Raw genomic sequence first — 22,707 nt, 5'->3', positions numbered from 1 at the left:
GTCCTGGCTCCACTTCTACAATCACCACCGCGCCCACTCCGCCATCGGAGACCAGCCACCGATCACCCGGCTGACCAACCTCCCTGGACATCACAACTAGGCGGTCCGGTCGAAGACGCCCGGTGCCGGGCGGATGGCGCCGACGACGCCGTCCCCACCGCGCACCTCGACGGTCGCCAGCTCGTCCAGGGCGACCCGGTCGGTGCCGTCGTGGACGCCGAGGGCGCGCAGCAGCGCGACGGTCACGGGCGTCCGCGCCCGCATCGCCCCGTCGTCGATCTTGACGACGCCGGCGCGCCCGTCCGCGAACGCGAAGGCGTCCACGCCCTCGGCGCCGCACTTGACGAGCAGGCCGGGGACGGCGTCCATCAGCTGCCGCTCCTCGCGCCGGGTCCCGGACGTCCACTGCGGGTGCGTCCGCATGGCGTCGGCGACGCGCCGCTCGTGCGTGCCCGGTTCGGCGAGGACGAGCGCCCGGAACGCCCGCGCGACGCCCGCGATGGACACGGCGAACAGCGGCGCCCCGCACCCGTCCACGCCGACCGCCGTGGCGGGCTCCCCGGCCAGTTCCTCGACGACCTCCCGGACGATCCGCTGCAGCGGATGGCCGGGATCGAGGTAGGAGTCGGTGGGCCAGCCGGCCGTGACGCACGTGGCGAGCATCGCGGCGTGCTTCCCGGAGCAGTTCATGCGCAGCCGGGACTGGCCGCCGCCCGTCCGGGCGACCTCCTGCTGCGTCGCGGGGTCGATCGGCCAGCTCTCGGGGCAGCGCAGGTCGCCGGCCCCCAGCCCGGCGCCCGCGAGGATCTTCTCCACCCCCTCGACGTGGAAGTCCTCACCGGAGTGGCTGCCCGCCGCGAGCGCGAGCAGCTCGCCGCCGAGCTCGAGCCCGCCGCGCAGGATCGCGACCGCCTGCATCGGCTTGTTCGCCGACCGGGGGAAGATCGGCGCCCCGGTCTCCCCCGCCCGGAAGGCGACGCCCCCGTCGGCGGCCAGCCCGATCGCCGCCCCCCGGTGCCGGGACTCCACGAACCCGGAACGCTCCACCTCGACCAGCACAGGATTGACGTCCACCGCACCCCTCCATCACCACGACACCGGAGCCACCGGTGCTCTTCCCGCCCCGAACGGCATCTCCGAAGGTCAAGTACCCGGCGTCCCCCATGAAAGCGGCACCCGGCCCCACGAAAGCGGCCAGGTTGCCCCATCCCGGCTTGACTCGCCCGGAGGGGTGCTCGCGCCGGTCAGCGTGGTCTGGTGGCGAGGAGGGCGCGGGCCTCGGCGGGGGCCATCGGCGGGCGCCCGGCCAGGTGCGCCGCCTGGGCCGCGCGTTCCACCAGCTCGACGTTCGCCGTGACCGGGCGGCCCTTGGCGAAGGTGACCGTGTCCTCCATGCCGACCCGCAGGTGGCCGCCGGCCGACAGGGCCGCGAACAGGACGGGCAGGGACGTCCGGCCGATGCCGGTGGCCGACCACGTGGCGCCTTCCGGGAGGGCCTCGACGGCGGCGACCAGGGTGCGGGCGTCGCCCGGCATTCCGCCCGGGACGCCCATCACCAGGTCGCAGTGGACGTGGCCGCCGTAGGGGAGCCCGTGCTTGTCCAGGAGGCGGTGCAGCGACGTGATGTGGCCGAGGTCGAACAGCTCGAACTCGGGGACGACCTCGAGTTCCCGGGTGCGCTCGTACAACTCCACCATGAACGACCACGGGTTCATGAACACGTCGTCGCCGAAGTTGACCGTCCCGCAGGTGAGCGAGCACATGTCGGGTCCGGCGTCCAGGACGCGGAGGCGGTCCTCGTACGGGTCGGTGACCGCGCCGCCCGTGGAGAGCTGGACGATCAGCCCCGTGCTCTCCCGCAGCGCCGTCACCGTGTCCCGCAACCGGGACGGGTCGAGCGTGGGCCGCGCGTCGTCGTCGCGGATGTGCACGTGGATCACGGCCGCGCCGGCCGCCTCGCACTCCTTGGCCGTCTGGACCAGTTCATCCAGGGTGACGGGCAGGGCCGGGACGTCCGCCTTCGCGGACTCCGCGCCCGTGGGCGCCACCGTGATGAGCGTCGTTGCTCCCATGTTCGGCAGAATGCATGGTCATGCGTGCTGTAGTCCAGAGGGTGAGCCAGGCCAGCGTGTCCGTGGACGGGCGCGTCGTCGGCGCGATCGAGGGGCCGGGACTGCTGGTCCTGGTCGGCGTGACGCACGACGACGGCGCGGAAAGCGCCCGCAGGCTGGCGTCCAAGCTGTGGGGGCTGCGGATCCTGGAGGGCGAGAAGTCGTGTTCCGACGTGAACGCGCCGCTGCTCGTCGTGAGCCAATTCACTCTCTACGGGGACGCGCGGAAGGGCCGCCGTCCGAGCTGGACGGCCGCCGCGCCCGGTCCCGTCGCCGAACCCCTGGTGGACGCGGTGGTCCGGGAGCTGCGCGAGCTGGGCGCGAAGGTCGAGACCGGGGAGTTCGGGGCGGACATGAAGGTCGCGCTGGTCAACGATGGGCCGATCACGCTGATCCTGGACGTCTGACCGCGCGGCCGGCCGGACGCGCGGCTCGATCGCGCGGCTCAGCGGAACCCGTAGACCATGCCGACGAGCGCGGTGACGGTCCCGGCGGCGGCGAGGAGGATGAGGACGCGGTCCTGCGGGACGAGGCGGCCGCGCACGCCCGAGGACACCACGACGGTCCCGGTGTCGCTCTCGTCCCCGACGGGCCCCTGCTCGAACGGGTTGCGGAGCCCGGCGAGCCGCCACAGCGCGTCGTTGCGGAGCCGCTGGTGGGCCGGGCCGCAGGCGAACAGCCGGCCTCTGGTGCGCTCGGTGCAGGCGGCGCCCTTCGGCGTCAGCACCCGGCACAGGGTGGGGACGAGCGCGAACTCGTACAGGCACCAGGCGAGCAGGCCGAGCAGCGCGACGCGCCATGAGTGCTGCCACCACGCGATCCCGGCGATCGCCGCGAACAGGGCCCACCAGGTCAGGGCGGACTCCCGGCGCGGGCGGCGCCGGGTCCCTCCCCTCCGCGCCGCAGGCGGCTCCCCTTTCCCCAGGTTCGGGACCATCGGTAGGAATCCACCTTCCCCGGGCGGCGGTCGGTCAGAAATCGTCTTATCAGACGATATTCGTCCCAGGGGCGGGCTGCTACCCGTGTTTCGCGGGCCGGCGGCGCAGAGCGATCTGCGCGTTCGCGCCCGTCTCCGGTGACACGACGACCTCCTGGGCCGCCGCGACGCCGCCCGCGAGCAGCTCGGCGTCCACCGGGACGTTCCGCTTGACCAGCGCCAGCGCGATCGGCCCCAGCTCGTGGTGCCGCGCCGCCGACCCGACGAACCCGACGGTCCGGCCCCCGGGGACCTCCACCGGGTCGCCGTGCGCGGGCAGCCGGTCGACGCTGCCGTCCAGGTGCAGGAACACCAGCCGGCGCGGGGGCCGCCCCAGGTTGTGGACGCGCGCGACGGTCTCCTGCCCCCGGTAGCAGCCCTTGTTCAGGTGGACGGCCGTCTCCACGTACCCGGCCTCGTGCGGGATCGTCCGGTGGTCGGTGTCGAGGCCGGCCCGGGGGCGGTGCTCGGCGATGCGCAGCGCCTCGTACGCCCAGATCCCCGCCGGCTTCAGGCCCTCCGGGAACTCGCCGCGCGGGACGATCCGCGTCGTCGTGCCAGCGACGTCCGGCCAGGCGGGACGGCCGTCGCCGGGGCCGCCCGGCCCGGTGACCACCATGAACTCGTCCGACACGTCGGCGACCTCGACGCGCAGCATGAACCGCATCCGGTCGAGAAACTCCACCAGCGCCGGGGCCGCCCCCGGCTCGACGTGGGCCCACACGGCCTCGCCGTCGTCGACGAGGAACAGGTGGTGCTCGATGTGCCCGTTCGGGCCAAGCAGCAGCGCCTCGGTCGGCTCCGCCGGCTTCAGCCCGTCCAGGTGCTGGCTCAGCAGGCTGTGCAGCCAGCTCAGCCGGTCGGGCCCCGAGACGCGGACGACGCCCCGGTTGCTCCGGTCGACGAACGCCGTCCCGTCCTCCAGGGCGCGTTGCTCCCGCGCCGGGTCCCCGTAGTGCGCGGCGACCTCCTGGTCGGGCGCGTCGGCGGCGACGGCTCCGGGCGACTGCAGCAGAGGGCTCTCCATGCCGTCCAGACTATGTCGCGGACCGGCGGATCGCGCCGCCCGGCTACGCCTCGCGGCAGTCCTTGCAGCGCCCGTAGACGGTCAGGTGGTGGACGTCGGTCTCGAAGCCGAAGTCGCGCGCCAGGACGTCGGCCAGGCCGGCCGCCGCGCGCGGGTCGACGTCCTCCACGGTGTGGCAGCCCCGGCAGACGAGGTGGATGTGCTCGGCCTCGGCGGCGAGATGGTAGTTCGGCGGGCCGTGCCCGAGATGGGCGTGCTTGACGAGCCCGAGCTCCTCCAGGAGTTCGAGCGTCCGGTACACGGTGGAGATGTTCACGCCGCGGGCCGTGCGCTGCACCTCGGTGCAGATCTCCTCGGGGGTCGCGTGCTCCAGGTTGGTGACCGCTTCGAGCACCAGCTGGCGTTGCGGGGTCACCCGGTAGCCCTTGGCCCGCAGCTCCTCCTGCCACGACTCGACCATGCACCGAGTCTAGGCCGTGCTTCCGAAGTCCCGGCCCACTTCGCTCGCCTGGCGGCTCGCTGTGTTCTCGAAGTCCCGGCCCACTTCGCTCGCCTGGCGGCTGTGTTTTCTCAGTCCCGGCCCACTTCGCTCGCCTGGCGGCTCGCTGCGTGACCTGGCCTGGGCGAACGCTGCATCGCTTCGCGATCTGCCCGGTTCCGCTCGCCTCCGGCTTCGCTCCACCGGGCAGCTCACGCGTTCGCGCGCTTGGCCGAGGTCGCTTTGAGACAGGTTCCAGATCCCGGGCGGCGCCGGTCCGGATGTCCGATTTCAGCTCACGGAAAACCCGCTTGCCTCCCCGCGCGGGCGTCGCATACGTTCGGGATACGCGCGAAAGGAGGTGGTCCTAACCAATGGTTGCTTGTAGGACTCGCGAGGTGACTGTCCGCTAGTCGCCGTTCCGCCTCGGATCCTCCGCCCGCTGGGCAGAGGTAGCCGGTCGCGACGGTGACCGGCGAATACCAGGCAGTTACCCGGTCCCCGGACCGATGGACCCGTCCTGTCCGTCGCCCCGCCACCCGGCGGGAAGGTCCGGGGATCGATCATGTCCGGGGCCCATCCGGGCGGTCACCTCCGGGACCGGCCCGCTCCGCCGCTCAGGAGACCTTCTTCAGCTGGGCCGACAGGTGCGACTGGAGCTCGTGCCCCATCGCCGCCATGTCGTACGCCCAGCCGAGGTCCTCGCCGATCAGCCCGTAGAGGCGGTGGCCGCCGGTGACCTCCTTGGCCGACTCCGTCCGCGCGACGACGTCCGTGTGCAGCTCCACGCGGTTGAACGCCACGTCCCCCACGTAGATCTCGACGATGCCCGTCGGGTGGGCCAGCGTGACCTCCACCTGGTGGTCGGGCCGCGGCCGCCAGTACCCCGTCTCCATGCCCAGCGGACGCCCTAGCGTGCCGTCCTCCTCGATCTTCCAGGTCCGGCTCGCGTAGATCAGGAACGGCTTCCCGACGTGCGTGAACGAGATCTCCTGGCCGAAGTTGAACGACTCGATCGTGGGATAGCCGCCCACGCCGGCGCCCTCCCAGGTGCCGAGGAGGAACTTCAGCGGCTCAAGGTCGGGGTGCAGCTCAACGTCCATGGGCACCGAGGGTAGCGGCGCGCGCCGCCGTACGCGTCCCCGTGCGCCGTCCCCTCACGTCCGGGACCGGCGTCCCTGTCCGGCGCCGGGCGGCGCCCCGACCATGGGGACGTGACGCCCCTCACCATGAGCATGGTGGTCCCGCTGATCATCGCCGCGGGCCTGCTGGCCGCGGGCTGGGTCTGGCGGATCCGGTTCCGTAACCTGCGCCGCGCCGTCCAGACCGACTGCGCCGGCCTCGCCGGGCTCCACGCCGGCGTCCCGTGCCAGGTCAGCGGGACGGCGCTCGCCGTCCGGCCCGCGCCGTTCTCGGGCCGCCCCTGCGCCTGGTACAAGACGAAGGCGACGGCCAGCACGAAGACGGGCAAGCGGGTCTTCATCGACGAGAAGTCGACGACGCCCTTCCCTCTGCGGGACGGGACGGGGCACGTCGTCATCGACCCCGCGACCGCGGCCGTCGACGGCGCCGTCCGGACGATGGACGAGCGCCGCCCCGCGAACGGGGACCTGCCCGGCGTGGACGGGGAGGTCGCGGAGTACCGGTACGAGGAGTGGATCCTGCCGGCCGACCAGCCGCTCTTCGTCCTCGGCACCGCGACCGGCGGCTCCGTCGGCAAGGACAAGGAGACCGGCCAGTACGCCATCAGCACGCGGACGCGCCGCGAGTACCGGCGCCGGGCCGTGATGTTCATGGGGATCGGGTACGGCGGCGGCGCGGCCGTCTTCCTCGCCTGCGCCGCCGTCGTCGCCCTCGACCACCTCTACCTCCGCTGAGGCGCCCGGCCTACCGGAGCCGGCCCAGCTTGATCACGAGGAGGACGGCGGCCACCGCCATCAGCCCCAGGACGACGACAAGGATTCCCGCGTTCACCAACCCGGCCACATCGCAGGATGCTACGCGGGACACCGGACTAGAGTGCCTTCATGGCAAGACCACTGGTCATCAAGGTGACGGCTGGCGCGGACGCCCCCGAGCGCTGCAACCAGGCGTTCACGGTCGCGGCTGCCGCCGCGGCGAGCGGGGTCCCGGTCTCCCTCTGGCTGACCGGGGAGTCCGCGTGGTTCGCGCTGCCGGGACGGGCCGCCGGGTTCTCACTGCCCCACGCCACTCCCCTGGACGACCTTCTCGGCGTCATCCTCGCGGCGGGCCGCGTCACGCTCTGCACCCAGTGCGCCGCCCGCCGCGAGATCGGCCCGGACGACGTCCTGCCCGGCGTCCGCATCGCCGGCGCCCCGACCTTCGTCGAGGAGATCACCCTTCCGGACGTCCAGGCCCTCGTGTACTGACACGAGGAGGACGTCCGGGCCCGGGTTCGCCGGGCCGCCCGCCCGGGGACGCGACGGCCGCGCGCTCCGCAGGCCGAGACCGAGCCCCGCGGCGGCCGAGCCGGCGAGGCCGAGCATGAGGTCGCCGATGGTGTCGCGGTAGATCGTGACGGTCTCGGGGGTGTCGAGGATGAAGACGCCGTACTCGAAGAACTCCCACAGGATGGCCGCGGCGGCGCCCAGACCGGTGCACATCAGGGCGAGCGTCCACGACCTGAGGCCCGCCCAGCGGCGCAGGGCGGCACCGGCGGCGGCGCTCAGCAGGGCCCAGTTCCCGAAGTGGCAGGCGTCGTCGAACCAGCCGACCGTGTCGTAGAGGTCGGCGGCGTTCCCCGCGACGTCCACGACGAAGGGGGCGGTGACGAGGAGGTCGACGTCCCAGGGGAAGGGCCGCTCCCGGCCGCGCAGCGCCCAGACCAGCGTGACGATCATGACGGCGGCGGGGTAGGCGGCCACCCGCACGCCCATCGCCTTGTCCGCGAACCGGTCCCATCCGGGGAAGGCGACGGCCAGCGCCAGCAGCGCGGCGAGGGCGGCCTTGGCGGCGAGGGCGGGCGGGCGCCAGCGGGAGGTGTGCATGGCCGAAGCATGGCCGCCCGCCAGGTCCGGCGGCATCGGTGCGGGTACTCAGGCCCGCCTGAGTGCTTTCGCCCTGCTCCGGAGGCCGGAGTCTCGCGGCCGGGGCCGCGGGCCATCGCGGTAGAACGGCCGGAGAACGGAAATAGGACTGCCGACGTTCCCCCGAGACTGGAGCCGCCGGATGGCCGACATACCCGCATGGGCCTGGGGCGCGACGATCGCACTGATCATCGCGCTCTTCGTGTTCGACCTGCTGGTCGCCGTCCGGCGTCCGCACGCGGTCCACATCCGGGAGGCGACGTTCTGGTCGGTGTTCTACATCGCGGTCGCGGTCCTGTTCGGCGGCGCGGTGTGGATGCTCGCCGGGTCGGCGGCGGGCACCGAGTACTTCTCCGGCTGGGTCGTGGAGAAGAGCCTGTCGGTCGACAACCTCTTCGTCTTCGTGATCATCATGGCGAAGTTCTCGGTGCCCGCCGAGTACCAGCAGAAGACGCTGCTGTTCGGCATCGCGGCGGCGCTGCTCCTGCGGGTGGTCCTGATCGCGGTCGGCGCCGCCGCGATCAACCTGTTCTCCTTCACGTTCCTGATCTTCGGGCTGATCCTGATCTGGACGGCGGTCCAGCTCATCCGGCACCGCAACGAGGAACCCGACGTGGAGGACACCTTCCTCGTCCGCCGCGCCCGCAGGATCCTGCCGGTGAGCCAGGACTTCCACGGCGGGCGGATGCTCGCCCACGAGGACGGCCAGCGCGTGATGACGCCGCTGCTGCTGGTCTTCGTCGCCATCGGCAGCACGGACGTGCTCTTCGCGCTGGACTCCATCCCGGCCGTGTTCGGCGTCACCGACGACCCGTTCATCGTCTTCACCGCCAACGCGTTCGCCCTGCTCGGGCTGCGCGCCCTCTACTTCCTCATCGAGGGCCTGCTCGAACGCCTCGTCTACCTGTCGATCGGCCTGTCGGTGATCCTCGCGTTCATCGGCTGCAAGCTGATCCTGGAGTTCCTGCACCAGGACGTCTCCACGTCCGTCCCCGAGATCCCGACGCCCCTCTCCCTGGGCGTGATCCTGGTGATCCTGCTGTTCACGACCGGCGCCAGCCTGGTCCGCGTCCACCGCCACCCGGAGGAGAGGGCCCACGCCGGCTCCCTGCGCGGCCGACGGGAGAAGAAGCCCCGCGAAGAGGAGCCGGCGGCCCGCTGACCGGGGCTCAGCCCATGCTCTTGGCGCCGTCCAGCGACTCCCGGATGATGTCGGCGTGGCCCGCGTGCTGGGCCGTCTCGGCCGTGATGTGCAGCAGCACCCGGCGGATCGACCAGTGCGTGTCGGTGTTCCACGGGGCCTTGGGCAGCTCGTGCTGGAGGTCCAGGTCGGGCAGGGTCGGGACGAGCTCGTCGGTCCGGTGGGCCACCTCGGCGTAGGCGTCCAGGACCCCGGCCAGCGTCTCGCCGGGGAGCATCGTGAACTCGTCCGCGCGGCGCTTCCAGTCCTCCTCGGTCATCTGGGTGAAGTCGCCCATCGCGGAGGCGCCTTCGAGGATGAAGTCCACCCAGCCCCGCTCGCAGGACGTGACGTGCTTGACGAGACCGCCGAGGCACAGCTCGCTCGCCGTGGTCCGCCGCCCGGCCTGCTCGTCGGTGAGGTCCCGCGTGGTGAACCGCAGGAAGTGCCGCGCCTTGGCGAGCTCCGCCAGCAGGTCCGCCCGCTCCCCGGTGACCGCCCGCGCATTGTCAACGTTCATGGTTCCCGCCTTCGTTGGTGTCGTTCACCTGCGAGACAACGGTAGAAATCAAGGCGGTCAGATCCTGGCCTCGATCGCCGGTCCGGAGAACTTCTTTGGCCGCGTTAGGGCTGGGCCAGTAGCTGTCGTGTGAAGTCCCGTTCCGCTCGGGCTCCGAGGGCGTCCCAGCTCTTGGCCGCTCGCGCGAGACCGTCGGCGTCGCCCTCGGCACGGGCGCGGGCACGTTCGAGGCACGCCGCCGCCCACCGGTTCTCCTCGCCGAGCGGACCGGCCTCGGCCAGCAGTTCCGCCGCGCCGGGCAGCCCGGCGGCCACGGCGAGTTCCGCGCCCGCCGCCCGCGCGTACGCCAGGTACGGGTCCAGCGGCGTCCCGGCGGCGAACGCCTCGCGGACGAGCGGCTCGGCGTCGTCGAAGCGCCCGTCGTGCAGGGCGAGACGGGCGTCCACGAAGGCCACCGGCGCCGCCGGGCCGCCGGCCGCCCGTGCGGCCCGGGCCCGCCACAGCGCCGCCGGTTCCCGGTCGCCGGACATCCCGCAGGCGAGGGCGGTCGCGCACACCGACGCCAGCATCCAGCGCGGCGCCGGCCGTCCGGCCCGCTCCCACCGGTCCCACATCCGCTCGCCGTGCCCGATCGCTTCGCGGAAGCGCCCGGTCAGCGCCAGCGGCTGGACGAGGCGGCCGGCGGTGATGTGCGTGTCGCGCAGGAGGTCGTCCTCCATGCCCGCCCGCGCCGCCTTCATCCCGCCGCGCAGGTCCCCGGCCATGATCGCGTAGATGCAGGCGCGGCCGTAGGTGTTGCAGACCTCCGGCGCGCAGTACGGGTCGTCGCGGTCCATGGACGCGAGCAGGCGCAGCCGCTCCCGGGTGATCCGGTTCGCCTCCCGCAGCCGCCCGGCGCGCAGCGCCGCGGTGCCCGCCGCGCACAGCGCGGAACTGGTCAGCACCGGGTCCCCCGCCGCCCGCGCGGCGGCGACGGCGGCCGCCGCGAGCCCGGCGTCCGGGACGGCCTCGCCCGGCCCGGCCAGCCAGGCCCGGGCCACGGCCACGCGCGCGGCCACCTCGGGGTCGCCGCCGTGCCCGGCCGCGGACGCCTCGGCGAACAGGTCGTGCAGGCGCTCGCGCGGCACGCGGGTCTCGAACGCCTCCGGGAAGCGGCACGCGGTCTCCACCGCCCGCGCCAGGTCGACCGCCCGGCCGCGCTCGTCCCCGGCCCGCCGCGCCCGCTCGGCCGCCTCCAGCAGCAGGTCGAACACGTGCTGGTTGGACGTGGTGCTGACGTGCGCGCATCCGGCCCCGGCCCGCAGCTCCCGCGCCGCCGAGCCGGGGTCCCGCGCGAGGGCGGCGGCCGTCCGGTAGTGCGCGAAGGACTCCAGCAGGTTGCGGCGGGCGAACGTCAGGTGCGCCAGCGCGCTCGCCAGCCGGTACGTCACCTCGCCCGCGCCGGCGTCGTCCGGCGGGGCGGGCGAGGCCAGCGCGGCCCGCAGGTCCGCGGCCATGGCGTCGAAGTCGTCCCGCCACCCCGGGTCGCCGAGCCGGTCCTCGGCGGCGGACGCCGCGGCCGCGGCCCACCGGAGGCGGCGGGCCCTCGTCCCGTCCTGCTCCCCGGCGTCGGACAGCCGGGCGAGCGCGAACGCCCGGACCGTCTCCAGCAGCCGCCACCGGCTGACCCGGCCGCGCACGTGCACGACGAGGCTCTTGTCCACCAGCCGGCCGAGCAGGTCGGCGACGCCCGCGCGGTCCCCGCCCACCGCGGCGGCGGCCTCCCCGCCCACCGACGCCGCCGCGTCGATGTCGAACGCCCCCGCGAACACCCCGAGCCGCCGGAACAGCGCCCGCTCCTCGTCCGCGAGCAGGTCGTGGCTCCAGGACAGCACCGCGTCGAGTGACCGGTGCCGCTCCTGGCCGCCCCGGCCGCCGGACAGCACCCGCAGCGCGTCCTCCAGCGCGGCGAGCAGCCCCGTCGCGCCGAGCGACGCCGCCCGGGCCGCGGCCAGCTCGATCGTCAGGGGCATGCCGTCCAGCCGTGCGCACAGCTCCGCGACCACCTCGGGCTCCGCCACGAACCGCGGATCGGCGGCGAGCGCGCGGTCGCGGAACAGCCGCTCGGCGTCCGAGCCCAGGGCCAGCGGCGCCACCGGCACGCAGCGCTCCCCCGGGACGCCGAGCCGCTCCCGGCTGGTCACGAGCACGCGGGTGCCCGGGCAGGCGGCGAGGAGGCGCCCGGCGAGCGCGGCGGCCTCGTCGATCAGGTGCTCGCAGTTGTCCAGGACGAGCAGCCAGTGCCCGGAGCCGAGCCGCGCGGCGACCGCCTCCTCCAGCGGCTGGTGCGAGCCCTCCGTCACCCCGAGCGCGGTCGCGACCGCCCTGGCCGCGAACCCGGCGCGCACGGGGACGAGGTCCACGAACGCGCCGCCGGACGGGAACAGCGCGGCGGCGTCGCCGGCGACCGCCGCCGCCAGCCGGGTCTTGCCCACGCCGCCCGGCCCGAGCAGCGTCACCAGCCGCGCCTCCTCCAGCGCGGCCAGCAGGGCGGCGCGCTCGGCGTCCCGGCCCACGAACGTCGTGGCGGACGCCGGAAGGCCCGCGACACGGCCGGGGTCCCGCGCCCCGGAGCCGGCCAGCTCCGCCAGCGCCCACCGGTCCGGTACGCGGTACTTGCGCAGCAGCGACGACACGTGGCTCTCCACCGTCCGCACCGAGATGTGCAGGCGGTGGGCGATCTGCGCGTTGGACATCCGCGCGCCCAGGGCGGCCAGCACCTCGGCCTCGCGCTCGGACACGTGCTCCGCCACCGCGGCCCCTTTCCGTGGCGGCATCCGTGGTGCTCCGCGGGGGCCACGGATGACGGCGAACCTCCCCGGCGACGAGGCTGGAGGCGACCCGGTACGAGGAGGACGACATGACCACCCTAACCGCGCGACCCGCCACCGACCTGGACATCCTGACCGCCGCCGTGCGCGCGGCGACCGCCCGCGGCGCCGACTGGCAGGACACCGCCGACCGCGTCGCTGGCGCGCTGCGCGAGCATCTCCCGTCCCCCGGGCAGCTGCTCCGTCCGGACCAGCTCGTCGGCGAGCACGGCACCTCCAGCGGCCACATGCTGCACGTGGAACCGGACGGCTCGTTCTCGATGTTGGCCATCGTGTGGCAGCCCGGTGCCGAGACCCGCGTCCACGACCACGTGACGTGGTGCGTGTTCGGCGTCCTGGCCGGGGCCGAGCACGAGGACCTCTACACCCTCTCCGACGACGGCACGGCCCTGATCGAGGCGGGCGCGAACCCGAACCCGGCGGGCGAGGTCAGCGGCTTCGCGCCGCCCGGCGACATCCACCGCGTGCGCAACCTCGGGGACGCCACCGCCGTCTCCCTGCACATCTACGGGACGGACCTCGACCGCGTCGGCTCCAGCGTCCGCCGCTTCTACGACCTGCCGATTCGGGGCTGAGCCCGGCTCCGCTCAGCCGAGGACGAAGGGAACCCTCGCGGCGAGGCCGCCCAGCTCGGCCACCTCCGCGCCGGTCGGCGCGCGGCGTCCGGTGCCGACCAGCAGCACGTCCTCGTCGGAGAACGAGGCGGGGAAGGAATCCCCGGCGATCCTCTCCAGCAGTTCCCGGGCGGCCGCGAGGGTCTCGGCGGGCGGCTCCGGGCCCTCCGGCAGGTGCGCGATCAGGTCGAGGTGGTGCAGCGTCCACTCGATCACGTAGGCGGACAGGTAGTCGCCGGCCGTCAGGACCTCGTCCTGGGTCTCGACGCGGGCGGCGGGATCGGCGAGGGTCGCGGCGCGGCCCGCCGCCGAACCCACGTCGTCGAGGTGGAACTTGAGCAGCCGCGGCTCCTCGTAGGCGGCGGCCAGCCGCGGGATGAGCGCGTCGAGCGGGTCGTCGCCGGTCGGCGGCTCGACGAGCTTCCAGTAGGTCGCCGCGTCCACGGTCGGTTCGCCGTCGGCGGGGGTGACCAGGGTGATCAGGACGTCCTGGGCGTCGATGACCAGGTGGCACACCAGGTCCCGGACGAGCCAGCCCGCGCAGCCGGACGGGCGCGCGAAGTCCTCGTCCGGGAGGCCGGCGACCGCCGCGAGCAGGGCCGTCCACGAGCGTGAGAAGTGATCCACTTTCGGCACGGTAATACCGCGCCGCGACGGCGGACAAGGGAATTCGGGCCGCACTAGACGGCGGTCGCCGGGGCGGCGGTCCGGGCCTCCAGAGCGCGCACGACCGCGGCCATGTCGGCCTCGCCGTGCCCCAGCGCCACGGTCTCGCCGTAGAGGGCGTGGCACACGTCCAGCAGGGGCGAGGCGAGCCGCGCGGCGCGGGCGGCCTCCGCGATGAGGCGGTTGTTGTCCAGGACGTTGGCGATGGACGCCTGCACGGCGAAGTCGCGGTCGAGGAGCTTGCGGCCCTTGGCGCGCGACACGGTGCTGGCCATCGGCCCGGCGTCGAGCACCTCCAGCAGGCGCCGCCGGTCCAGGCCGTGCCGCTCGGCGAAGTGGAAGGCCTCCGCCAGCCCGGTGACCATGGTGATCAGGTAGAGGTTGACGGCGAGCTTCATCTGGAGGGCCTGCGGAACCGGCCCGCAGACGAACACCTCGCCGCACATGGGGCCGACCAGGGGGCGGACGGCGTCCACGGCCGAAGGTTCCCCGGCCAGCATCGCGATGAGCTCCCCCGACTCGGCCGGACCCCGCGATCCGGACACGGGCGCCTCGACGTACCGTCCGCCGACGGCCTGGACGTCGGCTTCGAGGCCGCGCGAGTAGTCCGGTGACGTCGTCCCCATGTGGACGACGATCCGTCCTCGCAGGTTCGCCGCGAAACCGGGGGTGCCGCGCCCCAGCGCGGAATCGATGGCGGGGCCGTCGGCCAGCATGAGGAACACCACCCGCGTGCGGCGGAGAACGCCGGCGGGGTCGTCCGCCACCACCGCGCCCGCCGCGCGCAGCGGTTCGCACTTGGCGGCGGTCCGGTTCCAGACGACGAGGCCGGTCCCCGCCCGGACGAGATTGAGCGCCATGGGCCGCCCCATGACGCCGAGGCCGATGAAACCGACGTCGCTGCCCACCGTCGCCTCCAGAGCTTGCGAGTTATGACAGTGGTCATGATAATGATCCAGGTAGATAGGGCAATAGCGTGCTAAGTTTTCCCTCTCAGGAGGCGATCGTGGCGACCGGCGAACGGGGCCCGCGGGAGCGGATGGTCTTCAGCGCGGCGCAGCTCATCCGCCGCGACGGCGTCACCGCCACCGGCCTGCGCGAGGTCGCCGAGCACGCCGGGGCGCCGCGCGGCTCGCTGCAGCACTACTTCCCCGGCGGCAAGGAACAGCTGGTCAACGAGGCCGTCGAATGGGCCGGACGCTACGCGAGCGCCCGCATCGCCCGTTTCATGGCCGCCATGGCGCGCCCCACGCCGGGGCGGCTCTTCGCGGCGATGGTCCGCCAGTGGACCGACGAGTTCGAGGCGACGGGCTTCGACCGCGGCTGCCCCGTCGCCGCCGCCACGGTCGACTGCGCGGAATCCGTGGCGTCCACCCGGACCGCCGCGGCCGCCGCGTTCGCCGCGTGGCGGCAGCCGATCGCCCGCGAACTGGCCGCCATGGGCGTCCCGCCCCGCAGGGCGACCGCCCTGGCGACCCTGATGGTCAGCTCCCTGGAAGGTGCCATCCTCCTGGCCAGAGCCGAACAGAGCGTCCGCCCGCTGCGCACCGTCGCCAGGGAACTGGCCCCCTACCTCGACTCCTGCGCCCCCGAGAACCCGACCTGACCCGTGTCTCAGTGCGCCATGAGGCTGGGGAGGCGGGTCCGGAAGTCGATGACGCCGACCCAGGTGGGGCGCAGGGCGATGCGGGCCATGCGGGTCTCGGGATGGTCGGCGCCGGCCACGTAGCCCGCGCCGCCCTCCTCGCCCAGGAACCGGCGGGCCGACTGGGCCTGCTCGGGCACCATGCCGTCCACCTCGGTGATCGAGACGCGGCCGCGCAGGAGGAGCACCTCCGGCGGCTGCGTGTCGGTGTCGATGGTCACGGCGACGTCGGGACGCTCGCGGAGCGCGCGGATGCGGGCGGCCGGGCGCAGGATGCCCATCGGCGGGCAGTGGACGTAGGTCGCCATCACCAGTTCCTCACCGGTCCAGGTGAACCACGTCGACATGATGCGGGGCGTCCCGTCGACGGCCGTGAAGGCGAGGCGGGCCGGGATCGTGGAGTCGAGCAGGCGCTTCGCGACGTCGGTCTCCAGCAGGCGCACGTCGCCCTGGGGCAGGTCCATGGTCATCTCCTTTAAGGCGGTCGAAGGGGATGACCACGGACGGCCCGGAAACTCATCGCCGGGCGACGAGATTCATCGCCGCGCGACGAGATTCATCGCCGGGTAGTCGGTGTAGCCCGTCGCGGCGCCCGTGTACATGAGGTGCTGCTCCCGGACCGGGTTCAGCGGCGCGCCGACGCGGAGCCGCTCGACGAGGTCGGGATTCGCCAGGAACGGGCGGCCGAGGGCGATGAGGTCGGCGCCCGCGGCGACGAGGCGGCCGGCCTCCCGGGCGACGTGCTCGGTGGTGACGCGGGGCAGCACCGGGTTGGCGATCAGCGTTCCGGGCCACATGCGGCGGATCGTGTGGAAGAGGGCGCTGTCCGGGTCGGCGTAGACGACGTGCAGGTACGCCGGGGAGATCTCCGCCAGCGCCCGGACGAGGGCCGGGTAGACGTCGTCCAGGTCGTCCTCGCGCATGGCGTTGGCGGTGACCCCGGGCGAGATCCGGACGCCGACGCGGTCCGGGCCGATGGCGCCGGCGACGGCGCGGGTCACCTCGACCGTGAACCGGATGCGCGCCTCGGCCGGGCCGCCGTAGGCGTCGGTGCGGCGGTTGGTGGCGCGGGACAGGAACTGGTGCAGCAGGTAGCCGTTCGCCGAGTGCACCTCCACCCCGGCGAAGCCCGCGTCGACGGCGTTGCGGGCGGCGGCCGCGAAGTCGGCGACGGTGGAGCGGACGTCGGCGGCGGTCATCTCCCGGGGGACGACGGCGGGCCGCGCTCCGGACGGGGTGTGGATCGTGTCCGGGAGCGGGACGGGCGACGGCGCCACCGGGTGCAGGCCGCTGTTGTCGGGGTGCCCGATCCGTCCGCCGTGCTGGAGCTGGAGGAACATGCGGCCGCCCGCGTCGTGGACGGCGCCGGTGACGCGCCGCCATCCGGCCACGTGGGCGGGGGCGTGGATCGCGGGGATGTTCGGGTACGTCTGGCCGACCGCGTTGGGGGTGGCGGCCTCGGCGATGATCAGCCCGGCGGTGGCGCGCTGGGCGTAGTAGGTCGCCATCAGGCCGGTAGCGACGCCCGAGGCGTCCGCGCGGTTGCGGGTCATCGGGGCCATGACCAGGCGGTTCGGGAGGACGAGTCCGCCGAGTCGGGCCGGTTCGAGAAGCGCGGTCTCCATGGTCGTGTCCCTTCGGTGAGAGGAGTCAGGGGTGGTGAGAGGACTCAGCGGTGGTGCGAGAGGTCGGCGGCGCGCGGGAATCCGTGGGTGCGGGCGGCGAGGACGACCGCGAGGACCGGGGCGAGGAGCGCGAGGGTGCTCCAGGCGAGCGAGGCCGAGCCGGACACGTGCAGCAGGACGCCTCCGGCGATGCCGCCGCCGGCCATGGCGACGTTCCAGAGGGTGACGAGCATGGCCTGCGCCGCGTCGGCGGCGTCGCCGCCCGCGTCCCCGGCGGCGGTCTGGAGCAGGGTCGGCGCGCCGCCCCAGCCGAGGCCCCACAGCACCACGGCGGCGTAGACGAGGACGGGGGCGTCCGCCCACAGGGCGAGGACGGCGGCGGCGGCGGCGACCAGCAGCGTCCCGGCGATCATGAGGGCGCGCAGGCGGCGGTGGATGTGCGCGCCGACCACCCAGATGCCGGCCAGGGACGCCGCCCCGAAGGCCAGCAGGACGAGGTCGGTGGACGAGCCCATGCCGACCCCGTCGAGAATCGCGGCGATGTAGGTGTAGAGGATCGTGTGGGCGAGGACGAACACGAGCGTCACGAACAGCACGGCCGCCACCCCGGGGACGCGCAGGACGTTCTGGCCGCCCGTCCGCTCCCCCGCGCGGCGGCCGGGGAAGTCCGGGACCGACACCCTGATCCAGCCGAGCAGGACGACGGTCAGCCCGGTCATGGTCAGGAACGCCGCCTGCCAGCCGAGCGCCGCGCCGAGGAACGTGCCGGCGGGGACGCCCAGGGAGAGCGCGAGCGGGATCCCCGCCATGGCGACGGCGATGGCCCGTCCCTCCAGGTGGGAGGGCACGAGGCGGCGGGCGTATCCGGCCAGCAGCGCCCAGGCGAGACCGGCCGCGACTCCGGCCGCGAACCGGGCCGCCATGGTCAGCGCGTAGTGGGTCGACAGGGCCGTGACGGTGTTGGCGGCGGCGAACCCGGCGACGGTCGTCAGCAGGAGGCGGCGGCGCCGCCACCCGGCGGTGGCCGCGGTCAGCGGGACGGCGGTCAGCGCCGTCCCGATCGCGTAGATGGTCACGGTCTGCCCGGTGGCGGACTCGCTCGCGTGCAGGCTCGCGCTCATCGCGGGCAGCAGCCCGGCGGGCAGCGTCTCGGTCAGGCTCGTGATGAAGACCGCCGTCGCCAGCGCCAGCAGCGCAGGCAGGGGCAGGCCCCGGTCGGACGTCTCGTCCGGAGCGGTCGTTCTCTCCGCGGTTCGCATGCCGCGACTGTGCCGGGCGGCGCTTCGGATGCGCTGACGGTCCGCTGACGGTCGGCGGGCCGCCGCCGAGTACCGTGCTGGCATGCGGTTTGGCGTGCTCGGTCCGCTCATGGTGCGGGACGGCGAGGGGGCTCCCGTCCGGATCCCGGAGGCGAAGGTCCGGGCACTGCTCGCCGATCTGCTGGTGCACGAGGGGCGGCCCGTCTCCGCCGACCGTCTCGTCCACGACCTGTGGGGCGACGACCTGCCCGGCAACCCGGCGAACGCGCTCCAGGCCAAGGTCTCCCAGCTGCGCCGCGCCCTCGGCCGCGACCGCGTGGTCCGCGAGGCGCACGGGTACCGGCTCCGCCTCGACCGGCCCGGCGACGAGGTGGACGCCGACCGGTTCCGCGCGCTCGCGGCGCGAGCCCGCACGCTGGACGCTCCGAGGGAGCGCGCCGCGCTGCTGACCGAGGCGCTCGGCCTGTGGCGCGGCCCGGCGCTCGCCGACTTCGCGGACGAGGAGTTCGCGCGCGCGGCGGCGGACCGCCTCGCCGACCAGCGCCTGGCCGTCCTGGAGGAGCAGGCCGAGGCCCGGCTCGACGCGGGCGAGCACCTCCTGCTCGCCGGTGAACTCGCCGACCTGGTGGCCCGGCACCCGCTGCGGGAGCGGTTGCGGGCCGTGCAGATGCGTGCGCTGTACCGGGCGGGACGGCAGGGCGAGGCACTCGCCGCCTACACCGAGTTGCGGAAGTTGCTGGCGGATGAGCTCGGCCTCGACCCGAGCCCCGAACTGGCCGCCCTCCACGAGGCGATCCTGCGGCAGGACGCGTCACTCGCACCACCGGAACGGGCGTCGCGCTCCAACCTGCCCGCCTCCCTCACCGAACTGGTCGGCCGGGACCGCTGCCTGGACGACGTCGGGCGGCTCGTCGCCGGCCCGGCGCGCCTGGTGACGCTGACCGGCCCCGGCGGCGTCGGCAAGACGCGGCTCGCGCTCGAAGCCGCCGCGCGGCTCGCCGGGGACGCCTTCCCGGACGGCGTCTGGCTTGTCGAACTCGCCGGCCAGCGCGGGGACGCCGCCGCGCTGGCGCAGGAGATCTCGGCCGTCCTCGGGCTCCGCGACGACGTCCCGCCCGGCGTCCCGGCGGCCGGAACGTCCGGCGGCGGGGGCGGAAGCGTGGAACGGCTGGCGGCGGCGCTGCGGGACCGCCGGCTGCTGCTCGTCCTCGACAACTGCGAGCAGGTGGTCGACCCGGCGGCCGCACTGGTGGAGCGGCTGCTGCGCGGCGCGGCGCGCCTGCGGATTCTCGCCACCGGCCGCGAGCCGCTCGGCCTGACGGGCGAGACGGTGTACCTGGTCGAGCCGCTGCGGGAGGACGACGCCGTGCGGCTGTTCGCCGCCCGCGCCGCCGCGTCCGCCCCCGGCTTCTCCCTGGACGCCGACCGGGCGGCGGTCGCGGAGATCTGCCGCCGCCTCGACGGCGTCCCGCTCGCGCTGGAACTGGCGGCGACCCGGGTCCGCGCCCTCGGCGCGCGGGAACTGGCGCGGCGCCTCACCGACCGGTTCGGCGTCCTCACCACCGGGCCGCGCGGCGCGCCGGCCCGGCAGCGGACGCTGCGGGGGATGATCGACTGGAGCTGGGAGCCGCTCGGCCCGTCCGAGCGCGCCATGCTGCGCAGGCTCGCCGTGCACGCGGACGGCTGCGGCCTGGACGCGGCGGAGGCCGTCTGCGCGGGCGGCGACGTCCGCGGCGAGGACGTCCTCGACCTGCTCACCCGGCTGGTCGACCGGTCGCTGGTCGTGATGGTGGACGGGCCGCGCGGCCCCCGCTACCGCCTCCTGGAGTCCGTGGCCGCGTACGCGATGGAGCGCCTGCGCGAGGCGGGCGACCTCGACGGCACCCGCGACCGCCACCTGCGCCACCACCTCGACCTCGCCGAACGCGCCGAACCACACCTTCGCGGGCCGGAGCAGCGGGCCTGGCTCGACCGTCTCGACGCCGACTCGGCGAACCTGCGCGCCGCGCTGGAGGAGGCGCTGCGGCGTCCCGGCGCGGCGGAGGCGGTGCGCCTCGGCACGGCGCTGTGCTGGTGGTGGCTGTTGCGGGGCCGCCTGCACGAGGCCCACCGCACGCTGTCGGCGGTGCTGGACGCGGCCCCGGGGGCCACCGAGTTGCGCCTGTTGCGGTCCGCGTTCGCGCTGCTGACCGGGGACCGGACGGCCCTCGTCGCCCAGGGCGGCGACGGCATCCCCGACCCCGTGCGCCGCGGCCGCGCCCTCTGGCTCCACGCGCACGGGCTCTACCACGCCGGTGACCCGGACGCGAGCGAGCGCGCCAACGAGGACGCGCTGCGCCTGTTCCAGGACGCCGGCGACCGCTGGGGCACCGCCGCCGCGCTCGGCCTCCGCGCGACGCTCGCGCTCGTCCGGGGCCGCCTCGACGTGATCGCGGACGCGGGCGAGCGCGCCGCCGCCCTGTTCACCGAGCTGGGCGACCGCTGGGGGCGGCTCCAGCCCGTGTCGCCGCTGGCGATGCTCGCCGAGATCAACGGCGACTACGCGGCGGCGGAGCGGCTCCAGCGCGAGGGGCTGCGGATCGCCGAGGAGCTGGACCTGCGCGCGGAGGTGTCCGCGCGGCTGTCGGGCCTCGGCCGCCTGGCACTGCTCGCGCGCGACTGGGACCGGGCGCGCGACCTGCACGAGCGGGCGCGGTCGATGGCCGTCGAGCAGGGCTACCGGTTCAGCGAGACGCACGCGCTGATGGGCCTCGCCCTCGGGGCGCGCCGCTCGGGCGATCTCGACACGGCCCGGGAGATCCTGCACCGCATCCGGGACGAGTACGACTCGTCCGAGATCGGGGAGCATCTGCTGCACGCGGAACTCGGCTTCACCGCCGAGCTGCGCGGGGACGCCGCGGAGTCCCTGGCGCACCACACCCGCGGCCTGGAGATCGCCCGCTCGATCGGCGAGCCCCGCGCACTGGCCCTGTCTCTGGAGGGCCTGGCGGGCGCGGCGGCACTGGCCGGCGACGCCGTGCGAGCCGCCGAACTGCTCGGCCAGGCCGACGCGGCCCGCCGGAGCGTGAACGCCCCCCTCCCACCCGCCGAACGCGGCGACGTCGACCGCATCACGTCCACCGCCACCGCCGCCCTGGGCCAGCGAGCCTTCACCGAAGCGTTCCGCCGGGGCGCCAGAACGATTAGCGGAGGCCTGAGAGGTCGCGGTTCGTGACCGTGTTGCGGTCGGTGGTGCGGTTGCCTAGGGAAAGCTGGGGCCACTGGCCGGAGAGTTCCTGGCGGCTGCGCTCGCTCCAGGCGCGGGCCTCGTCGCTGCGGGTCTTGTAGAAGTTGAGCGCGTACCCGCCGGTGTGGACGCGCAGGAGCGTGAATCCGCCCGGGTATTCCTTGACCGCCCCGACCTCCTGCTGGACGACCCTGGGCGCGAGCGGGAAAACGGAACGCTGGTTGCGGTGCGTGTGGCCCGCGTGGTGGAGGAACACGCCGGGCGTTCGGCCATAGGCCGTGAGGATTCGCAGGGACTGGCCCGCGTCGAGGGAATGGGCCCCGGTAATGGCGAGCGGGTCGTTCTCCGTGAAGAGCGGGTGGTGGCCGAAGACGATGGTGGGGCGCTCGGGGTCCTTCTCCAACTCCGCTTCGAACCAGGCATGCTGCTCCGCCGAGAGGCCGCCGGAGTCGCCGCCGTCGCCGGGCTTGTCGTAGGTGTCGAGCCCGATGACGCGCAGCCCCCGCAGGTCGTGGGAGAAGTACGTCCGGTCGGACGTCGAGAACGCGTCCTTGAAGCAGTCGTTTCCCTGGTGCTCGCCTGGGCTGCACGCACCGTACGGCGCCCCGGAGTGCGCACGGTCATGGTTGCCGCGGGCTATCAGGTAGTCGTCGCCCAGGGTTCCGAAGGTGTCGAGGATGCTCTTGGCGCTCGCGAGGTCGGCGGGGGCGGCCTCGCTCGACACGTCCCCGGCGGCGAGGAGGTAGTGCGCGCCCCTGGCCCGCGCGTCGGCGATCAGAGCCTTCGCCATGACCTCCGGATAGGGCGGATGGCCGGGCACCTGCTCGATGCCTTTGATCCAGGGAAGCTGGCCGACCAGCCCGGCCACGGTCTCACCCAGGTGAAGGTCGTTGCAGAGGGCGACCGAGAAAAGGTGCCGGCCCGGAGGCGGTTGCGGGGTCGTGAAAGCGAAGACGTCCCCATGGGGAGCGCCCGCCGCTTGGCCTGCGGCCAGCCATGTGGGCGCGGCGTCCCGTCCCCTGGAGCGGGCTCTGTAGTAATAGGTGCGCCCAGGCTCCAGGCCGGTCAGCTCCACGTAGTGGTACGGGGTGCCGGACGGGCCGTGGGCGACGCCGGTGAGGCGGGACGGGTGCGTGCCGTAGAGGACCTCGGCATCGGACGGCGCGGGCTCCATCCGCCCCAGGCCGTCGTCAGTCCCGGGGACGCCCGTGAACCAGGTGAGGACGGCCGTGGTCTCCGTCACGGTGACCAGTTCGAGGTTCACCGGCTGGACGTCGTCCGAAGCGCGCGCGGACGGCGGCTCGACGGCGGGCAGGAGCGAGGCGCCCGCGACGACGGCACTCCAGCGCAGGAGCGCCCGGCGGGAGGGCCGGCAGCAGATCACGACCGTCACGGTCGCAGCACGAAGCCCCCCGCACCAGACCCAAAGTCACCCGAACCGACGAACCCGGCCGTCCACCCCG

The 22,707-nt window shown here is 74.3% G+C and carries 21 protein-coding genes; 7 read left to right on the top strand and 14 right to left on the bottom strand.

Annotated features, from left to right (window positions below):
- Positions 1-96 precede the first annotated feature (96 nt).
- Both AB0C84_RS06915 and AB0C84_RS06910 read right to left on the bottom strand, forming a co-directional pair.
- Positions 97-1,074 (bottom strand): asparaginase, encoded by a 978-nt coding sequence (locus tag AB0C84_RS06915; RefSeq protein WP_258940695.1) that lies wholly within the window; start codon positions 1,072-1,074, stop codon positions 97-99.
- Positions 1,075-1,244: 170 nt separating this feature from the next.
- Positions 1,245-2,072, bottom strand: coding sequence for a 3-keto-5-aminohexanoate cleavage protein (locus AB0C84_RS06910; protein WP_361061984.1), 828 nt, complete (start codon positions 2,070-2,072; stop codon positions 1,245-1,247).
- 20 nt (positions 2,073-2,092) lie between these two features.
- Here AB0C84_RS06910 and dtd point away from each other — a divergent pair, with 20 nt between their 5' ends.
- Positions 2,093-2,518 (top strand): D-aminoacyl-tRNA deacylase, encoded by a 426-nt coding sequence (gene dtd / locus AB0C84_RS06905; RefSeq protein WP_361061981.1) that lies wholly within the window; start codon positions 2,093-2,095, stop codon positions 2,516-2,518.
- A 38-nt stretch (positions 2,519-2,556) separates the two neighbouring features.
- Here dtd and AB0C84_RS06900 read toward each other — a convergent pair whose 3' ends face one another.
- The 4 genes from AB0C84_RS06900 to AB0C84_RS06885 all read right to left on the bottom strand — a co-directional run bounded on the left by AB0C84_RS06900 (position 2,557) and on the right by AB0C84_RS06885 (position 5,695).
- Entirely contained in the window at positions 2,557-3,048 is a 492-nt protein-coding gene (locus AB0C84_RS06900) for a hypothetical protein (RefSeq protein ID WP_179844350.1), read from the bottom strand.
- Between the two features lie 79 nt (positions 3,049-3,127).
- Positions 3,128-4,114, bottom strand: coding sequence for a glycine cleavage T C-terminal barrel domain-containing protein (locus tag AB0C84_RS06895; protein ID WP_361061977.1), 987 nt, complete (start codon positions 4,112-4,114; stop codon positions 3,128-3,130).
- 43 nt (positions 4,115-4,157) lie between these two features.
- Positions 4,158-4,574, bottom strand: a complete 417-nt coding sequence (locus AB0C84_RS06890; protein WP_141578642.1) for a transcriptional repressor — start codon at positions 4,572-4,574, stop codon at positions 4,158-4,160.
- Positions 4,575-5,209: 635 nt separating this feature from the next.
- Complete coding sequence (locus AB0C84_RS06885; protein ID WP_179844352.1) at positions 5,210-5,695, bottom strand: FABP family protein; 486 nt, start codon at positions 5,693-5,695, stop codon at positions 5,210-5,212.
- Between the two features lie 111 nt (positions 5,696-5,806).
- Here AB0C84_RS06885 and AB0C84_RS06880 point away from each other — a divergent pair, with 111 nt between their 5' ends.
- The 3 genes from AB0C84_RS06880 (at position 5,807) to AB0C84_RS06870 (ending at position 8,801) form a co-directional block, all read left to right on the top strand.
- Entirely contained in the window at positions 5,807-6,469 is a 663-nt protein-coding gene (locus AB0C84_RS06880; RefSeq protein WP_361061972.1) for a GIDE domain-containing protein, read from the top strand.
- Positions 6,470-6,619: 150 nt separating this feature from the next.
- A complete protein-coding gene (locus AB0C84_RS06875; RefSeq protein WP_179844354.1) occupies positions 6,620-6,982 on the top strand; it encodes a DsrE family protein in 363 nt (120 codons plus the stop codon).
- Between the two features lie 799 nt (positions 6,983-7,781).
- Positions 7,782-8,801 (top strand): TerC family protein, encoded by a 1,020-nt coding sequence (locus AB0C84_RS06870; RefSeq protein WP_361061969.1) that lies wholly within the window; start codon positions 7,782-7,784, stop codon positions 8,799-8,801.
- A gap of 7 nt (positions 8,802-8,808) precedes the next feature.
- Here AB0C84_RS06870 and AB0C84_RS06865 read toward each other — a convergent pair whose 3' ends face one another.
- Together AB0C84_RS06865 and AB0C84_RS06860 are read right to left on the bottom strand one after the other, a co-directional pair.
- Positions 8,809-9,339: a DinB family protein gene (locus AB0C84_RS06865; protein ID WP_361061966.1), complete on the bottom strand. Its 531-nt coding sequence runs from the start codon at positions 9,337-9,339 to the stop codon at positions 8,809-8,811.
- A gap of 104 nt (positions 9,340-9,443) precedes the next feature.
- Complete coding sequence (locus AB0C84_RS06860; RefSeq protein ID WP_361061963.1) at positions 9,444-12,131, bottom strand: LuxR C-terminal-related transcriptional regulator; 2,688 nt, start codon at positions 12,129-12,131, stop codon at positions 9,444-9,446.
- Positions 12,132-12,238: 107 nt separating this feature from the next.
- On the opposite strand from AB0C84_RS06860, the gene AB0C84_RS06855 reads away from it, so the two are divergent.
- The gene (locus AB0C84_RS06855; RefSeq protein WP_361061960.1) at positions 12,239-12,784 is read left to right on the top strand and encodes a cysteine dioxygenase family protein; all 546 of its coding nucleotides are present in this window, start codon (positions 12,239-12,241) and stop codon (positions 12,782-12,784) included.
- 12 nt (positions 12,785-12,796) lie between these two features.
- Here AB0C84_RS06855 and AB0C84_RS06850 read toward each other — a convergent pair whose 3' ends face one another.
- Together AB0C84_RS06850 and AB0C84_RS06845 are read right to left on the bottom strand one after the other, a co-directional pair.
- The gene (locus AB0C84_RS06850; protein WP_179844359.1) at positions 12,797-13,450 is read right to left on the bottom strand and encodes a maleylpyruvate isomerase N-terminal domain-containing protein; all 654 of its coding nucleotides are present in this window, start codon (positions 13,448-13,450) and stop codon (positions 12,797-12,799) included.
- 53 nt (positions 13,451-13,503) lie between these two features.
- Positions 13,504-14,397 (bottom strand): NAD(P)-dependent oxidoreductase, encoded by an 894-nt coding sequence (locus AB0C84_RS06845; RefSeq protein WP_361061956.1) that lies wholly within the window; start codon positions 14,395-14,397, stop codon positions 13,504-13,506.
- A 98-nt stretch (positions 14,398-14,495) separates the two neighbouring features.
- Here AB0C84_RS06845 and AB0C84_RS06840 point away from each other — a divergent pair, with 98 nt between their 5' ends.
- Positions 14,496-15,095, top strand: coding sequence for a TetR/AcrR family transcriptional regulator (locus AB0C84_RS06840; RefSeq protein ID WP_361061953.1), 600 nt, complete (start codon positions 14,496-14,498; stop codon positions 15,093-15,095).
- Between the two features lie 8 nt (positions 15,096-15,103).
- On the opposite strand, the gene AB0C84_RS06835 is transcribed toward AB0C84_RS06840, so the two are convergent.
- The 3 genes from AB0C84_RS06835 to AB0C84_RS06825 all read right to left on the bottom strand — a co-directional run bounded on the left by AB0C84_RS06835 (position 15,104) and on the right by AB0C84_RS06825 (position 18,018).
- Positions 15,104-15,598 (bottom strand): pyridoxamine 5'-phosphate oxidase, encoded by a 495-nt coding sequence (locus tag AB0C84_RS06835; protein ID WP_361061950.1) that lies wholly within the window; start codon positions 15,596-15,598, stop codon positions 15,104-15,106.
- A gap of 72 nt (positions 15,599-15,670) precedes the next feature.
- Positions 15,671-16,759, bottom strand: coding sequence for an alkene reductase (locus tag AB0C84_RS06830; protein ID WP_361061947.1), 1,089 nt, complete (start codon positions 16,757-16,759; stop codon positions 15,671-15,673).
- Positions 16,760-16,803: 44 nt separating this feature from the next.
- A complete protein-coding gene (locus tag AB0C84_RS06825; RefSeq protein WP_361061944.1) occupies positions 16,804-18,018 on the bottom strand; it encodes an MFS transporter in 1,215 nt (404 codons plus the stop codon).
- A gap of 82 nt (positions 18,019-18,100) precedes the next feature.
- Here AB0C84_RS06825 and AB0C84_RS06820 point away from each other — a divergent pair, with 82 nt between their 5' ends.
- Positions 18,101-21,232 (top strand): BTAD domain-containing putative transcriptional regulator, encoded by a 3,132-nt coding sequence (locus AB0C84_RS06820; protein ID WP_361061941.1) that lies wholly within the window; start codon positions 18,101-18,103, stop codon positions 21,230-21,232.
- On the opposite strand, the gene AB0C84_RS06815 is transcribed toward AB0C84_RS06820, so the two are convergent.
- A complete protein-coding gene (locus AB0C84_RS06815; protein ID WP_361061938.1) occupies positions 21,201-22,637 on the bottom strand; it encodes a metallophosphoesterase family protein in 1,437 nt (478 codons plus the stop codon). The genes AB0C84_RS06820 and AB0C84_RS06815 overlap by 32 nt on opposite strands.
- Between the last annotated feature and the right edge of the window lie 70 nt (positions 22,638-22,707).

The sequence above is a fragment of the Actinomadura sp. NPDC048955 genome, assembly GCF_040649435.1.
Lineage (GTDB): Bacteria > Actinomycetota > Actinomycetes > Streptosporangiales > Streptosporangiaceae > Spirillospora > Spirillospora luteofluorescens.
This window is presented reverse-complemented; position numbering and strand designations above follow the sequence as displayed.